The sequence below is a fragment of the Nocardia sp. NPDC059228 genome (assembly GCF_042754245.1).
Taxonomy (GTDB): Bacteria; Actinomycetota; Actinomycetes; order Mycobacteriales; family Mycobacteriaceae; genus Nocardia.
On sequence record NZ_JBHZAL010000022.1, the window covers coordinates 73,858 to 88,987 of the forward strand.

The following is a 15,130-nucleotide window of genomic DNA, read 5'->3' on the forward strand; positions in this document are numbered from 1 at the left end:
CCTCGACTGTAATGGAGGACATGACACAGCAACCCAGGTACCGGGTCAAGCGCGTCTACGACGATCCCGATGCGGCCGACGGCCGCCGGGTACTGGTGGACCGGCTCTGGCCGCGCGGCATCAGCAAACAGCAAGCGGCCATAGACGAATGGGCCAAGGACGTGACGCCGTCGAACGAGCTGCGGAGGTGGTATCACGCCGCGCCGGAGACACGCCGTGCCGAGTTCGAGCGCAGGTATCGAATCGAGCTCACCGCGGACGCGGCGCAGGAGGGGCTGGCGCGCCTGCGGTCGGAGGCCGCAACCGCCCCGTTGACGCTGGTCACGGCCACCAAAGAGCCGGAGCACAGCCATGTTCCCGTGCTGCTGAGTGAATTGGGCGAAACACACAGAGCGGACTCGCGTTAACGCGATCTTCACCAATGCGCCCCGCAGTCCGGAAGCCGGATCGCGATTTCGGCGGTAGCGTCGGGAGTGCGAGCCGCGTAGGTGTGGCTCGTACGGGAGGTCCTGATCGTGACTGAGCAACTCAGTGCGAGGGGGCCGGCACCCGGCCCTCGGGTCGTACGACCCCAAGGCTGACCGGCCCAGCGAGAACGCTCGCGCGGTGTCGCGCGAGTGGCAAAGGAGCCCACCGTGACTGATGCACGCTCCGTCAACGCTCCCAGCAGGGACGCCGGCTCCGACCAGAGCCGGCTGACCACGACACGGGGAGTTCGCGCCTCGCAGTCGGCCGATTCCGGACCGGCGAAAACTTTCGTAGTCGACACGTCGGTGTTGCTGTCCGACCCCTGGGCACTGACCCGCTTCGGCGAGCACCATGTGGTGCTGCCGCTGGTGGTGATCAGTGAGCTCGAGGCCAAACGCCATCACCACGAACTCGGCTGGTTCGCTCGCGAGGCACTGCGCATGCTGGACGACATGCGTCTGGCACACGGTCGGCTCGATCAGCGGGTGTCGGTCGGCACCCAGGGCGGGACACTCCAGGTGGAGTTGAACCACACCGACCCAACCGTATTGCCCGTCGGATTCCGCACGGACACCAACGATTCCCGCATCCTGGCCTGCGCGCTCAACCTGGCCGCCGAGGGACAGCGAGTCGTGCTGGTGTCCAAGGACATTCCGCTGCGCGTCAAGGCCGGCGCGGTCGGCCTGCGGGCCGACGAGTACCACGCGCAGGACGTCGTCACCTCCGGCTGGACCGGCATGGTGGAACTGGAGGTCGCCACCGGCACCGTCGACAAGCTCTACTCCGACAGCGTCATCGACCTCGACGAGGCTCGGGACATGCCCTGCCACACCGGAATTCGGATGCTCAGCCCGCGCGGCAGCGCGCTGGCGCGGGTGACGCCGGACAAGCGGGTGCAGCTGGTGCGGGGTGATCGGGAGGCCTTCGGGCTGCACGGGCGCTCGGCCGAACAGCGCATCGCGCTGGATCTGCTGCTCGACGAGAGCGTCGGCATCGTCTCGCTCGGCGGCCGGGCCGGCACCGGCAAATCCGCGCTGGCGCTGACCGCTGGGCTCGAAGCGGTGCTGGAGCGCCGCTCGCATCGGAAGGTGGTGGTGTTCCGGCCGCTCTACGCGGTGGGTGGACAGGAGCTCGGCTATCTGCCGGGCTCCGAGAGCGAGAAGATGGGGCCGTGGGCGCAGGCCGTCTTCGACACCCTCGACGGGCTGGCCAGCCCGGAGGTGATGGAGGAGGTGCAGGCGCGCGGCATGCTGGAGGTGCTGCCGCTCACCCACATTCGCGGGCGCTCGCTGCACGACTCCTTCGTGATCGTGGACGAGGCGCAGTCGCTGGAACGCAATGTGCTGCTCACGGTGCTGAGCCGGTTGGGCAGCGGGTCGCGGGTGGTGCTCACCCACGACGTCGCACAGCGCGACAACCTGCGCGTGGGCCGGCACGACGGCGTGGCCGCCGTGATCGAAAAGCTCAAGGGGCACCCGTTGTTCGCGCACGTCACCCTGACCCGTAGTGAGCGGTCGCCGATCGCGGCGCTGGTCACCGAGATGCTGGAGGAGTTCGGGCCCAATTCCTGACGCCCGGTAGTTAGGACCTGCCCGGTCGGGGAGCGACGCGCCCCCGGCCGGGCAATTTTTTGGCAAGTGGTTGAACTCACATGTGGTGAGGTACCTTTCGCTGTAATTCCAGCTCGGATACTCCTTCGGTGAATGCTGTCCGATTCGCCGGATCGTAACCGAGTTGTCGGCCAGGATTCGCGGGAGGATGGAAAATGCACCACTTCGCACGACGTACGGCTGGCGCCATCGCGGTGCTTGCGGTCGTCACCGCGCTCGGCGCGGGCTGCAGCAAGGACGACGACAAGAACTCCGCGTCGACCTCGACCACCACCGCCGCCGCGCCGGCCGGCGACGACACCCACGCCGCCGAAACCAAGATGGCCACCCGCGACGGCGCCGAGATCGCCGTCGCCGGCGGCATTCTCGACAAGTACAACCAGATGGGCGGCGCCGCCGGTGCTCTCGGCATGCCGACCGGCCCCGCCATGGACGGGCCCGACGGCGGCATGGTGCAGGAATTCGACGGCGGTGGAATCTACTTCAGCTCGGCCCACGGCACCCACGTGGTGTGGGGCGAGATCCGCAAGGCCTGGGACGACCAGGGCGGCGCCGGCGGCACGCTCGGCTACCCGACCAGCGACGAATACGACATCACCGGCGGCAAGCAGAGCGATTTCAGCGGCGGCTCCATCACCTGGGTGGACAACGAGACCACGGTCACCGAGAAGTAGCCCGGCCGGTCCGGGCCGCCCGGTGACGGCATCCCGGACCTGGCTGCGGCCATAGCCGATTCGAATACCGCGCGAAGGCCCCCATGTTTGCCCCGATGCCGCTAGGTTGTTCGCGTGCAGAACGTTTTGTCCGATCGGGAACTGCTGGAATCACTCGCGGCCGAGGTGGAGACCAACCTCGCGCGGCACATCGCCGCCGCCCCCGAGTGGCAGCCCCACGACTACGTGCCGTGGGACGACGGCCGCAATTTCCAGTTCCTCGGCGGAACCGATTGGGATCCGGCGCAATCCGGCCTCAGCGAGGTCGCCAAGACCGCGCTCACGGTGAGCGTGCTGATCGCCGACAACCTGCCCGCCTACCACCGCGAGGTCGGCAAGTACCTGCGCAGCGGACCGTGGTGGCGCTGGGTCGGCCGCTGGACCGCGGAGGAGAACCGGCACGAGATCCTCATCCGCAACTACCTGATGGTCACCCGCGCCGTCGACCCGGTCGCGCTGGAGCGGATGCGCATGGCGCACATGACCACCGGCTTCCGCCGCCCCGCCATGCACCTGCCCGACGTGCTCGCCGCCTGGGCCCTGGAAGAGACCGCGGCCGCCGTCCGGCACCGCGCCACCGCGCGCCTGGCCGAGAATGTCATGGTCGCGACCATCGCCGACCGGCTGGCCGCCGACGACGAACTGCAGGCCGTCTTCTTCGCCAACCTGGTCGGCGCGGCCCTCGACCTGGCCCCCGACCAGACCGTGCGCGCCATCGCCGACCGCATCGCCGACTTCCACGCCCCGGTGGTGCAGCTCGCCGACGGCCGCACCAGCGACGAGGTCCTCGCCGAGGCCGGCGTCTACGACCGCGCGAACGAAGCCGAACTGGTCTTCGCGCCCCTGCTCGACCAGTGGAAAGTCTTCAGCCGCACCGACTTCGATGAGGAAGGCGAGAAGGCACGCGCCGAACTGGCCCACCTGCGCCCCTGAGCGTGCCCCTGCCCCGCAGAACCTGATCCCGTGCCCTGTGCGCGGTTCGATGCCGACGCCCGCCGCGAAAACGTGGCGGGCGTCGTGCTTTCCGCCGGGAGAGCCGGCTCAGCGGGGAAGGAGTGCGCGCACGACGCCGGTGACCGTGCCGCGCAGGAAATTCTCCCAGCTGAAGTGGTCGTGCCACAGCGTGATGCGGCCGTCACGGAACTCGAAGGTGCCGCAGACCCAGAACGAGATCTCGACCGGGCCCATGCGCAGATAGTCGGTGCGTTCGGTGAGCACCGTGCCGTCCTCGGTGGCGGCGATGTGATGCATATCGGCGCGGAAGCCGTAGCGGGGACTGTTGAGCAGATTCAGCACCCAGCGCACGCGGTCCACGCCGCGGATGTCGGGGAGCGAGGTGTTCTTCCAGACGATGCCGGGATCGACCAGCTCCAGGGCTTCGCCGACGATCTTCATTTCCATTGCCGCGAAGAACTCGCGCACCGTGGTGACCGGATCCTGCTTCAGCTCGGGTAGCTCTGACATGAGCCGAGCGTAGGCCGAAACCGGGCAGTCGCACAGATATCCGCGGCAACTACCGCCGTGTCCGTTCGGGGCGGCGACGCCGGGTCTCGATGAGCACGGCCAAGCCGTCCAGGATGCGGTCGATGCCGAAGACGAGGGCATTGTCGCGCCCGGTCTCGGCGGCGGTTCCGGACATGGTCTCGGCGAAGGCGGCCGCGGCGTGCGGAAAGCGCTCTGCCTGCGCCGACAGCACCGCGCCCAGCTCCCGGGCCAGTCCGCCCTCCAGATCCTCACCCGCCGTCGCGGTCTGCTGGGCGATGCCGCGGGCGTGACCCAGCAGCAGCACGACGGTGTCGAAACACTCGGCCGCGGTCAGGCCGGTGCCGTCCAGCGCGCCGACGGCCGAATCGAGCCAGGCCAGCTCATTGGGGCCCATCGGGCGGACGCCGGTGGACGCGTCGTTCCCCCAGGGATGTGCGACGGCGCGGGTGAAGAAGGTCTCGGTCCACGGGCGTAGATAGGTGCGCCAGGGTTCCGGATCGGAATCCGAAGGGGCGGTGGTGTTTTCCGGCGGCACGCCGATGGCGGTGTCCAGCATGAGCGCGATGAGCTCGGTCTTGCCGGGGAGGTAGCGGTACAGCGCCATCTTGGCGCAGCCGAGGCGTTCGGCCAGCCGCGCCATGGACAGGTTGGCCAGTCCTTCGGCGTCGGCGAGGTCGATGGCCTCGGCGACGATGCGCTCCAGCGTGAGGGACGGCTTGGGCCCGCGCCGAGGGCGGTCGGGAGAGCCCCAGAGCAGTTCGAGGGTGGTCGGTGCCGGCATGGTCGCCATCCTTCCGGATTCCGGGCTTGACGTGAAACTGCGTCCATCGTACGCTATCGCCATCAACAGCGTCCGACGGACGCAGTTACCGAAGGAGTCACCGCCATGCGCACCACCACCGTCCTCATCTCCGGAGCCAGCGTCGCCGGTCCCGCCCTCGCCTACTGGCTGCACCGCTACGGCTTCCAGGTGACCGTGGTCGAGAAGGCGCCCGCCCTGCGCGCCGGTGGCCAGGCCATCGACTTCACCGGCGAGACCCACATGACCGTGCTCGAGCGCATGGGCGTGCTCGACGACATCGAGCGGCGGCAGACCGGTAAGACCGACTGGGTGCTGGTCGACGAGAGCGGCGTCGAGCAGGCCGTGATGGCCGGGGAGTTCCTCGGCGGCGATATCGAGATCCTGCGCGGCGACCTCGCCCGGATCCTCTACAGCCGGACCGCGGGAGAGTGCGAATACCTCTTCGGTGACACCGTCACCGCGCTGCGGGAGACCGGTGACGGGGTATACGTCGAATTCGAGAACGCGCCCGCGCGGGTCTTCGATCTGGTCTTCGGGTGCGACGGCATCCATTCACGGGTGCGGAAGCTGGTCTTCGGCCCGGAGGCGGACTTCGTCACGCACGACGGCTACTACTACGCCATCGCGGGCGCCTCGGTCTGGGAGGACATGCCGGAAGGGAATCGGCCTCGCGCCAGGTCTCTCGGCTGCAATACCCCCGGCCGGCTCGCCATGACTGGCGGTAACAAGGCCGCGCAGATGTACCTGTTCGCCTCGCCCGAAATCGATTACTCGCGTGACGATTTCGATCAGCAGCGCCGTATCGTCGCCGAGCGTTTCGCCGGAATGGGCTGGGAGGTGCCGCGCATGCTGGCCGAACTTCCGCGCTTGGACGGTTTCTACCTGGACGCCATCGCCAAGGTGTCGATGAAGCACTTCACGTCGGGGCGGGTGGCGCTGGTCGGCGATTCCGCGCACGGCCACACGCTGAACGGATTCGGCACCGGTTCGGCGATTGTCGGGGCCTATGTGCTGGCCGGTGAATTGGCCACGGCCGACGGCGATCACACCGTGGCATTCGCCCGCTACGAGGAAATCATGCAGCGCCTGCTGCGCAAGACCGACGATGCCAACCCCGGCCGATTCCTGGCGCCCCGGACCGCACGCGGTCTGCGCCTTCGTAATTGGTTCGTGCGTTCGCGTGGCTTCAAGATGATGGCGAAGTACGCCGAGAACGCCAAGAACGACATCGATCTGAAGAACTACCCGGACATGGTCGGCGCCGCTTGAACACCTGGCGCGGGTGTGGCAGCCACCGCCGCCACACCCGCCGAGCCGGATGCCGAACGTGACGCCCTATTCGTTCTTTCCATCCACCTGCGCCATGGAGAGCACATCCAGCCGGCGATCCAGCTCCTCGAGCGAGAGCTTGTCGCCGATCAGACCGCGATCGATCACCGTCTGCCGGATCGTCTTGTGCTCCTTCAACGCCTGCTTGGCGACCGCCGCCGCCTCCTCGTAACCGATGGCGGAATTCAACGGGGTCACGATCGACGGCGAGGATTCCGCCAGCCGCCGCAGCCGGTCCACATCGGCGACCAGGCCGCGGACGCACTTGTCGGCGAACAGGCGGGAGACATTGGCCAGCAGGCGAATCGACTCCAGCACATTGCGGGCCATCATCGGAATGTAGACGTTCAGTTCGAACGCGCCGTTGCCGCCGCCCCAGGCGATCGCGGCATCATTGCCGATGACCTGCGCGGCCACCTGCGTAACCGCCTCCGGCAGTACCGGATTCACCTTGCCCGGCATGATCGAGGAACCCGGCTGCAGGTCCGGCAGCTGCAGCTCGGCGAGACCGGTGAGCGGGCCCGACCCCATCCAGCGAATATCGTTGGCGATCTTGGTCAGGCTGATCGCGACCGTGCGCAGCGCACCGGACAACTCCACCAGGCTGTCGCGGGCGGCCTGCGCCTCGAAGTGATCGCGGGCCTCCGACAGGTGATCCAGATCGGTCACCCGGGTCAGCTCCGCAACGACTTTCGCGCCGAAACCGGCCGGCGCGTTCAATCCGGTGCCGACCGCGGTGCCGCCGATGGCCAGCTCGCCCACCCGGGGCAGGGTGGCCAGCAGGCGCTCGATGCCCGCGCTCACCTGCCGGGTGTAGCCGCCGAATTCCTGGCCCAGGGTGACCGGAACCGCGTCCATCAGATGGGTGCGGCCGGACTTGACCACGTACTTCCACTCCTGGGACTTGTCCAGCAGCGCCAGCCGCAGATGATCCAGGGCCGGGACCAGATCCTTGACCACCGCCTCGGTGGCCGCGAGATGCGTTGCGGTGGGGAAGGTGTCATTGGACGACTGCGACATGTTCACGTCGTCGTTGGGGTGCACGGTGACGCCGTCACGGGCGGCGATGCTCGCGATCACCTCGTTGGCGTTCATGTTCGAGCTGGTGCCCGATCCGGTCTGGAAGACATCGATCGGGAACTGGTCGTCATGGCGGCCGCCGGCGATCTCCTCCGCCGCCGCGATGATGGCGTCGGCCTTGGCCTTGTCCAGCAGACCCAGATCGCGATTCACGGCCGCGCAGGCCGCCTTCAGCAGGCCGAGTGCGCGAATCTGCGCGCGCTCCAGGCCGCGTCCGCTGATCGGGAAGTTCTCCACCGCCCGCTGGGTCTGCGCCCGCCACAGCGCGTCGACGGGAACGCGGACCTCGCCCATGGTGTCGTGTTCGATGCGGTACTGCGTCTCCTCGCTCATGAACCGACCCTATGCCCGCCGCGCACCCCGTGGGAGTGCCACGCCTGAGGGAATCCGCACAGCGCCCGCAGGAATAGGACATAGCCGGCCCCGGACACAGCGCCGCCCCGGTGGACGGATCCACCGGGGCGGCAAGCTGTTTCGCTCGGATCAGGGGAGCGGCGGGGTGGCGTGCTCGTCGCCGACGAAGTCCACCGACGCGTACTCGCGCAGCTTGGTCAGCCGGTGGTAGGCGTCGACCATGCGGATGGTGCCGGACTTGGCGCGCATGACGATGGACTGGGTGTACGCGCCGCCGCCGTAGTAGCGGACGCCCTTGAGCAGGTCGCCGTCGGTGACGCCGGTGGCGCTGAAGAAGACGTCCTCACCGGAGACCAGATCCGTGGTGTTCAGGATGCGGTCCAGGTCGTGGCCGGCGTCGATGGCCTTCTGCCGCTCGGCGTCGTCCTTGGGCGCCAGCTTGGCCTGCAGCGCGCCGCCCAGGCAGCGCATGGCGGCCGCGGCGATGATGCCCTCGGGGGTGCCGCCGATGCCGATCAGCATGTCGACGCCGGACTCCGGACGGGCACAGGCGATGGCGCCGGCCACGTCACCGTCGGAGATGAGGCGGATGCGGGCGCCCGCGTCGCGCACGGCCTTCATGTGCTCGGCGTGGCGGGGGCGGTCCAGGATGCACACGGTCAGGTCGGAGACCGAGGAGTTCTTGGCCTTGGCGACCCGGCGTAGGTTCTCCGCGATCGGGGCCGAGAGGTCGATGACATCGGCGGCGTCGGGGCCGACGGCGATCTTCTCCATGTAGAACACGGCCGAGGGATCGAACATGGCGCCGCGCTCGGCGACCGCCAGCACGGAGATCGCGCCCGGGGAACCCTTCGACATCAGGGTGGTGCCGTCGATCGGGTCGACCGCGAAATCCAGTTCCGCGCCGGTGCCGTCGCCGACCAGCTCGCCGTTGTACAGCATGGGCGCTTCGTCCTTCTCGCCCTCACCGATCACGACGATGCCGCGCATGGAGACCGTCGCCACCAGCTGCCGCATGGCGTCCACGGCCGCGCCGTCGCCGCCCTCCTTGTCACCACGGCCGACCCAGCGGCCCGCGGCCATGGCGCCGGCCTCGGTGACCCGGACCAACTCGAGCGCTAGGTTGCGGTCCGGTGCCTCGCGGCGGCTGGATGCGGTCATGACGAGAGCCTCCTTGGTTGTCTAAAGCTGCGTAAATTGTCGCATTGCGGTTTACGGCCCTCGGCACGTACTTACGTTTCCCGAGACCGTGAGCTCGGTCGCACCCGGGCCCCGTGGATACTGAGTGCGTGTCGTACCAAAAGCCGCGCACCCAGCACGACTACAAGGACCTGGCCTGGTCCCTGCTCCCGCTGGTGCTGATCTGCCTGGTCATCGCGGGCATCGCCAGCCAGTGCTCGTTCTCCGCGAAAGGTCCGACGCAGGGGCAGATTCCCCACTTCGATGTGAAGGCCGCGCTCACCGACGACGCCAGGCTCATGTCGTTCCCCATCCGCCTGCCCGTGCTCCCGGACTCCGGACCGGACAAGTGGACCCCCAACTCCGGCAGCCACGACGTCCTCACCGGCACCGGCGGCGGCAACGCCAGCACAGTCGGCTACATCACGCCGCAGGGCACCTACATGCAGCTGACCCAGTCCAGTGCGAGCGTGGACGCCCTGGCCAAGAAGTACGCGGCCAACCTCACCGCGACCGGCACCGAGCAGCGCGGCAACCAGAGGTGGAGCGTCTTCACCGAACCCGGCTCCGAACCGGCCTGGATCGCCGACTTCGGTGACGCCCGGGTCCTGATCAAGGGCGCGGGCAACGGCCCCGCCTTCAACACCCTCGCCACCGCGGTCGCCCAGGCCCAGCCGCTGCCACGCAGCTGATCGGATAAATCGCTCGACCTCACCGCGGTCTATTGCTGCGATGAGCGGCATGAGCGTCCTCGACGAACTGCGCGCCCGCGAACCGATCTTCCATCGGCCCGAACTGGGCACCGATTTCGCGCCGATGGTGGCCGCCGACTTCTGGGAGATCGGCGTGTCCGGGCGGTGCTTCGACCGCGACTATGTCCTCGAGGTGCTGGCCGAGCGGCAGCGGACGCCGGCCGAGGAGATCTGGGAGACCAGCGAATTCCGATGCCAGGAGCTGGCTCCCGACCTGTACCTGCTGACCTATCTCCTGCGGCAGCCGGAGCGGCTCAGCCGGCGGGCCACCATCTGGCGGCGGGCCGGGGCGGACTGGCAGATCGTTTTTCACCAGGGCACGGTCGTCGCCTAGCGGTCACTCCTGCGCCGTGCGGTGGGCCAGGGCGTCCTCGACGCGCTTGCGGGCGCCGGCAAGGTGCTGTTCGCAGCGGGTGGCGAGGGCTTCGCCGCGTTCCCACAGGGCCAGCGAGTCGTCGAGATCCATGCCGCCCTGCTCGAGCATCTTGACGACATTGACCAGTTCGTCGCGGGCGCGCTCGTAGCCGAAGGTGGCGATTTCGGCGCGTTCGTCGTCGGTCATCAGGAGTCCTTCCGGGTCGGGCGGGGAGCCAGGGATTGGGCGCCGAGGGCGGCGGCGGAGATCGCGCCGTCGGCCACCCGGATGCGGAGCTGCGTGCCGGGCGGGGAGTCCTCGATGGCGCGGACCACCTCGCGGTCCTTGCCGTTCACCCGCTGCACCACGGCGTAACCGCGGGCCAGGGTGGCGGCCGGGCCCACCGCGGAGAGCTTTTCGCGCAGGTGCCGGGTGGTGGTGGACTCACCGCTCAGCAGATGGTCCACGGCCCGCTGGGCGCCGGCGCGCAGCCGCTCCACCTCGTCGTGGCGCTGATCGAGCAGCCGCAGCGGGTCGGCCAGCACCGGGCGGGAACGTAATTGGGTCAGGGCCCGGGCCTCGCGGTCCACCCAGCCGCGCAGGGCCGCGTTCGCACGGGACCGAAGTTCCTGCAGCAGCGCGGTTTCGGCGGCGGCGTCGGGCACGATGCGCTTGGCGGCGTCGGTGGGCGTGGCGGCCCGCAGGTCGGCGACATAGTCCGAGATCGGATTGTCCGGCTCGTGGCCGATGGCGCTCACGATCGGCGTGGTGGCGGAAACGATGGCGCGGCACAGTGTTTCATCGGAGAACGGCAGCAGATCCTCGACACTGCCGCCGCCGCGCGCCAGCACGATCACATCCACCTCGGGATTCGCGTCGAGCGCGGCGATGGCCTCCAGGATCTGCGGCACCGCGGTCGGGCCCTGCACGGCGGTATTGCGAATCTCGAAGCGCACCGCCGGCCAGCGCTGCGTGGCCACCGTCACCACATCGTGCTCGGCGGCGCTGGCGCGGCCGGTGATCAGGCCGATCCGATTGGGCAGGAACGGGATCGGGCGCTTGAGCCGTGGATCGAACAGGCCCTCCGCCGACAGCAGCGCCTTCAAGCGTTCGATGCGGGCCAGCAGCTCGCCGATGCCCACCGGCCGAATCTCGGTGACCCGCAACGACACCGTGCCCCGCCCGGTGAAGAACGACAGCTTGCCGTACACGACGACCCGGCTGCCCTCCTGCAGCGGCACCGCCGAATTACGCAGCAGCTCCGGGTCACAGGTCACCGACAGCGACATGTCCGCCGCCGTATCCCGCAGCACCAGAAAGGCCGTACGCGTCCCCGGCCGCACATTCATCTGGGTGATCTGCCCCTCCACCCAGACCGCCCCCAGCCGGTCGATCCACTGCGCCACCTTCACCGCGACGGTCCGCACCGGCATCGGGTTCTCGGCGGACGAGCTCGGCGGCCGCGGCGTCGTATCGGTGCTCACCGCACGATTCTGTCAGTGCCCACCGACGCCCGGCGCACACCGCCCGCCGACACGGGATTCGCGCGCTGTCCGACCCCGCGGATCCCGGTTGATACAAACACCGGCCGCCGGGCGGTAGCCCGAGCGGCCGGCGCTGGTCGAGGATCGCCGATGTGACGGCGTCGGAGTTCCGGGGCCGGGCCCCGAACGTTGTATCGGGTCCGGGCGGAGCCCGCAGTCCCGAGTTGTTTCGGGGGTCCGGGCCGGAGCCCCGCAGTCTCGCGGGGTTTCAGGGGTGAAACCCCTGAGAGCTCCCGAGAGTTGGGTTCACTTCGCCTGAACGGTCGCGATGCGGTTGGTCAGCATGGTGACGAACGGGGCGCGGTCGAGGGTCTCCTGCTCGTAGGCGAGGAGAGCCGCGAGGTCGTCGACGGTCAGCTGGCGCAGGCGGGCGCGCAGCTGGGCGATGGTCATGGCGGAGTAGTCGAAGCGGGCCGCCACTTCGGGTTCGACGACGGTGCTGCTGTGGTGGCCGTTGGTGGTCGCTTTGGAAGCCGTTGCGGGTGCGGCGGTCTCGGTGATCTCCGGATCGGCTGCCTCCTGCGCGGCCGATTCGGCGGGCACCGGTTCGGGGTCGACCGCGACCGGTTCGGGGTCGACCGCGACCGGCTCGGTCTCGACCGCGACCGGTTCAGTGGCCGCGACCGGCGCCACCACGGCCGGAGCGGGCTCCGCGACGGCCGGTTCCGGATCGGTGAAGAGGTCGAAACGGCTCTGCCGAACCGATTCGGCGGCGAAGCTCGAAGTTTGCTCGTCTTCCTCGTCCTCATCGAAGGTGGCCCAGGCGGGCTGTTCTTCGGGCTGGTTGAGCAAACGGTCGAAAACGGCGTCGCCCTTGAGCGCGAGGCTGGTCACGAACTGCTGGAGGTGCATGGTGGTCTGCAGCACCTGGCTGATCGCGGTGATCGGGAAATTGATCGCGGTCGTTGGTAGCCGACGAGTTTCCTCGAGAGCATAGACGGCGGCCCCGGCGGCGACCCGGGCCAGGAACGGAGGTCGGAACATGTCCCTAGCCTGCCCGAAACGCCGTGTGATGCAAAGGCGAAAAGCCGCGAAAAGTGATTGTGACCCTGACCTCCGCGCGAATGCGCGCCGGAGCGCACACGTATTCTGTGGGGCATGTCCTCGGCTATCCCTTTGAACGTCGGAATCGTCGGGTCCGCGGCGGGTGATGCCGACGCGCCACGGGGCCCACAAGACAAGCGAGTACTGCTCGCCGAACCGCGCGGCTACTGCGCCGGTGTGGACCGAGCGGTCGAAACGGTGGAGAAGGCGCTCGAAAAGCACGGCGCGCCCATCTATGTCCGCAAGGAAATCGTGCACAACCGGCACGTGGTGGAAACGCTGCGCGAGCGCGGTGTGATCTTCGTCGACCAGACCGAGGAGGTGCCGGAGGGCGCGCTCGTGGTGTTCTCCGCGCACGGCGTCTCCCCGGCCGTTCACGAGTCCGCCGCCCGCCGCAACCTGCACACCATCGACGCCACCTGCCCGCTGGTCACCAAGGTGCACCAGGAGGCCAAGCGCTTCGCCCGCGACGACTTCGACATCCTGCTCATCGGCCACGAGGGCCACGAGGAGGTCGAGGGCACCGCCGGTGAGGCGCCCGACCATGTGCAGCTGGTGGACGGCCCCGACGCTGTCGACTCGGTCACCGTGCGCGACGAGAACAAGGTGATCTGGCTCTCCCAGACCACGCTGTCGGTCGACGAGACCATGGAGACGGTCAACCGCCTGCGCCAGAAGTTCCCCAAGCTGCAGGATCCGCCGAGCGACGACATCTGCTACGCCACCTCCAACCGCCAGACCGCGGTGAAGGCCATGGCTCCCGAATGCGATCTGGTGATCGTGGTCGGCTCCCGGAACTCGTCCAACTCGGTCCGGCTGGTGGAGGTCGCGCTGAGCGCCGGCGCCCGCGCCGCGCAGCTGGTGGACTATGCCCGCGAGGTGGATCCCGCCTGGCTGGAGGGTATTCGCACGGTCGGCGTCACCTCCGGCGCCTCGGTTCCGGAGATCCTCGTGGAGGGCGTGCTGGAATTGCTGGCCGAGCACGGTTTCGGTGCGGTGGTTCCGGTCACCACCGCCAATGAGACGCTGGTCTTCTCGCTGCCGCGCGAACTTCGCACCGCGCGCGCGTAACTCGTTCCGAAACGCATTCGCGCCCTCCACATTCGTTGTGGAGGGCGCGAATTTGCTATCCGGATGATCTTATTTCGTGCCCGATTTCCTGATTGCCGGAAATACACGGTGCGGGTCGCTCGAATGTCGCCGGGGATTCAGCGTTCGATGCGGCCCGAATCACGTTCGCGGTAGCGCACATTCGGCCGCGGATGCGGTGGCAGTTCACCCGGCTGCGCGCGACGGCGGCGGCCGCCCTCGGCGGCGGGGGCCGGATTGCGCTCGGGGGCGGCGTGGCGTTCGGCGCCGCGACCCACGGCCTGCTCAGGGCTCTGCGCGCGGCGGCGGCGGCCCTCGCCCTGGGCGGCTTCCGGCGGCGGCGGGGTGGCGCGACGCTCACCGTTGCGGGGGCGATCGGCCGGGGCGGCGCGGCGCTCACCGTTGCGCGGCTGGTCGCCAGGGGCGGCGCGGCGCTCGCCGGCGCGGGACGGCTGCTCGGCGAACTGGGCCCGGCGGCGCCCCTCGGCGGTAGCGGCGCCGGACTGGTTCGGGCCCGCGGCGCGGCGGCGGCCCTCGGTGGCGGCCGGGGTGCGTTCGGCGGCGGCCTGATCCAGATCCTGGGCGCGGCGGCGGCGGCCCTCGCCGGCGGGTCGTCCGGTGTTGCTCACCCGCGGCGGCCCGGCCGCGACCCGGGCGTCCGCGCGGCGGGACGAACGAGCGGCCTCGGTGTCGGGGGTGTCGCCTTCCTCAGCGGCGTCCGCGCCGGGCCGGAAGCGGCGTCTGGCGGGTTCCTTGGTGGAGCGGGTGCGCTGAGCGCGGGCGCTGCCGGGGCGGGTGGCACGGGCCCGGGTACCGCGCGGTTCGCCGGTCGCGCCGGCCTTGGTCTCGCGGTGGTGCAGCACGATGCGGACCGCGCCGACGATCAGCACGATCACGGTGGCCAGCGCCATGGTGGGGAATCGATTCACCAGCGGGATGGCCAGATTCAGCAGGATGTCCTTCAGCTTGAGACTGCCGGAGGACCCGAATAGGAACTGGTAGGCCAGCGGCACCGCGATGAACAGCAGCAGCGGGGGGAGCACGAGCGTGGTGAACAGTCCCCGGTAGCGGACCGTGAGCACGGCCACCACACAGCCGGCGATGTACAGCAGGGCGAAGGAACCGGTGAGTTCGTCGCCCTGTGGTCGGCTACCCGCGCTCTGAGCGTCGATCAGAAGACCGACGAACGTGCACGTCACAGCGATCAGCACCGCGGCTCCGGCCGGGACGCCGGGAACCGACGGCAGGATCGAACGGTGCGACTGGGGCACCTCGGTTCGCTCGCGTTGGGTAACTGCCACGTCAAGCACACTAAGGCATATCGGT

16 protein-coding genes are annotated in these 15,130 nt (G+C 69.1%); 8 read left to right on the top strand and 8 right to left on the bottom strand.

Annotation, left to right across the window (positions count from 1 at the left end; genetic code table 11):
- Positions 1 to 20 precede the first annotated feature (20 nt).
- From ACFXKA_RS28530 to ACFXKA_RS28545, 4 genes are all read left to right on the top strand, one after another.
- Positions 21 to 407: a DUF488 family protein gene (locus ACFXKA_RS28530; RefSeq protein WP_354833440.1), complete on the top strand. Its 387-nt coding sequence runs from the start codon at positions 21 to 23 to the stop codon at positions 405 to 407.
- Positions 408 to 695: 288 nt separating this feature from the next.
- The gene (locus ACFXKA_RS28535) at positions 696 to 2,039 is read left to right on the top strand and encodes a PhoH family protein (protein WP_354834070.1); all 1,344 of its coding nucleotides are present in this window, start codon (positions 696 to 698) and stop codon (positions 2,037 to 2,039) included.
- A 194-nt stretch (positions 2,040 to 2,233) separates the two neighbouring features.
- Positions 2,234 to 2,752 (top strand): LGFP repeat-containing protein, encoded by a 519-nt coding sequence (locus tag ACFXKA_RS28540; RefSeq protein ID WP_379429631.1) that lies wholly within the window; start codon positions 2,234 to 2,236, stop codon positions 2,750 to 2,752.
- 114 nt (positions 2,753 to 2,866) lie between these two features.
- Positions 2,867 to 3,724, top strand: coding sequence for an acyl-ACP desaturase (locus ACFXKA_RS28545; protein WP_379429632.1), 858 nt, complete (start codon positions 2,867 to 2,869; stop codon positions 3,722 to 3,724).
- A 108-nt stretch (positions 3,725 to 3,832) separates the two neighbouring features.
- Here the strand turns inward: ACFXKA_RS28545 and ACFXKA_RS28550 are convergent, their stop codons facing one another.
- Positions 3,833 to 4,255: a limonene-1,2-epoxide hydrolase family protein gene (locus tag ACFXKA_RS28550; protein ID WP_354833445.1), complete on the bottom strand. Its 423-nt coding sequence runs from the start codon at positions 4,253 to 4,255 to the stop codon at positions 3,833 to 3,835.
- A 49-nt stretch (positions 4,256 to 4,304) separates the two neighbouring features.
- Entirely contained in the window at positions 4,305 to 5,057 is a 753-nt protein-coding gene (locus ACFXKA_RS28555; protein WP_379429633.1) for a TetR/AcrR family transcriptional regulator, read from the bottom strand.
- Positions 5,058 to 5,162: 105 nt separating this feature from the next.
- Between ACFXKA_RS28555 and ACFXKA_RS28560 the strand changes: the two genes are divergently transcribed.
- The gene (locus ACFXKA_RS28560) at positions 5,163 to 6,347 is read left to right on the top strand and encodes an FAD-dependent monooxygenase (protein WP_379429634.1); all 1,185 of its coding nucleotides are present in this window, start codon (positions 5,163 to 5,165) and stop codon (positions 6,345 to 6,347) included.
- A gap of 66 nt (positions 6,348 to 6,413) precedes the next feature.
- Here the strand turns inward: ACFXKA_RS28560 and ACFXKA_RS28565 are convergent, their stop codons facing one another.
- Together ACFXKA_RS28565 and glpX are read right to left on the bottom strand one after the other, a co-directional pair.
- Complete coding sequence (locus tag ACFXKA_RS28565) at positions 6,414 to 7,820, bottom strand: class II fumarate hydratase (protein ID WP_379429635.1); 1,407 nt, start codon at positions 7,818 to 7,820, stop codon at positions 6,414 to 6,416.
- A 150-nt stretch (positions 7,821 to 7,970) separates the two neighbouring features.
- Positions 7,971 to 9,002, bottom strand: coding sequence for a class II fructose-bisphosphatase (gene glpX, locus ACFXKA_RS28570; protein ID WP_354833453.1), 1,032 nt, complete (start codon positions 9,000 to 9,002; stop codon positions 7,971 to 7,973).
- 128 nt (positions 9,003 to 9,130) lie between these two features.
- Here glpX and ACFXKA_RS28575 point away from each other — a divergent pair, with 128 nt between their 5' ends.
- Together ACFXKA_RS28575 and ACFXKA_RS28580 are read left to right on the top strand one after the other, a co-directional pair.
- On the top strand, positions 9,131 to 9,712 hold the full coding sequence (locus tag ACFXKA_RS28575; RefSeq protein ID WP_379429636.1) for a DUF4245 domain-containing protein: 582 nt from the start codon (positions 9,131 to 9,133) through the stop codon (positions 9,710 to 9,712).
- 40 nt (positions 9,713 to 9,752) lie between these two features.
- Positions 9,753 to 10,106: a DUF4440 domain-containing protein gene (locus ACFXKA_RS28580; protein ID WP_379429637.1), complete on the top strand. Its 354-nt coding sequence runs from the start codon at positions 9,753 to 9,755 to the stop codon at positions 10,104 to 10,106.
- Between the two features lie 3 nt (positions 10,107 to 10,109).
- Here ACFXKA_RS28580 and ACFXKA_RS28585 read toward each other — a convergent pair whose 3' ends face one another.
- The 3 genes from ACFXKA_RS28585 to ACFXKA_RS28595 form a co-directional block, all read right to left on the bottom strand.
- Positions 10,110 to 10,334, bottom strand: a complete 225-nt coding sequence (locus ACFXKA_RS28585) for an exodeoxyribonuclease VII small subunit (RefSeq protein WP_354833459.1) — start codon at positions 10,332 to 10,334, stop codon at positions 10,110 to 10,112.
- Positions 10,334 to 11,560, bottom strand: coding sequence for an exodeoxyribonuclease VII large subunit (xseA, locus tag ACFXKA_RS28590; protein ID WP_379429693.1), 1,227 nt, complete (start codon positions 11,558 to 11,560; stop codon positions 10,334 to 10,336). Before xseA ends, ACFXKA_RS28585 begins: the two co-directional genes overlap by 1 nt.
- A gap of 357 nt (positions 11,561 to 11,917) precedes the next feature.
- The gene (locus tag ACFXKA_RS28595) at positions 11,918 to 12,655 is read right to left on the bottom strand and encodes a lipid droplet-associated protein (protein ID WP_379429638.1); all 738 of its coding nucleotides are present in this window, start codon (positions 12,653 to 12,655) and stop codon (positions 11,918 to 11,920) included.
- A 114-nt stretch (positions 12,656 to 12,769) separates the two neighbouring features.
- Between ACFXKA_RS28595 and ACFXKA_RS28600 the strand changes: the two genes are divergently transcribed.
- Positions 12,770 to 13,786: a 4-hydroxy-3-methylbut-2-enyl diphosphate reductase gene (locus tag ACFXKA_RS28600; RefSeq protein WP_354833462.1), complete on the top strand. Its 1,017-nt coding sequence runs from the start codon at positions 12,770 to 12,772 to the stop codon at positions 13,784 to 13,786.
- Positions 13,787 to 13,923: 137 nt separating this feature from the next.
- On the opposite strand, the gene ACFXKA_RS28605 is transcribed toward ACFXKA_RS28600, so the two are convergent.
- Positions 13,924 to 15,105, bottom strand: coding sequence for a DUF6542 domain-containing protein (locus ACFXKA_RS28605; protein WP_379429639.1), 1,182 nt, complete (start codon positions 15,103 to 15,105; stop codon positions 13,924 to 13,926).
- Between the last annotated feature and the right edge of the window lie 25 nt (positions 15,106 to 15,130).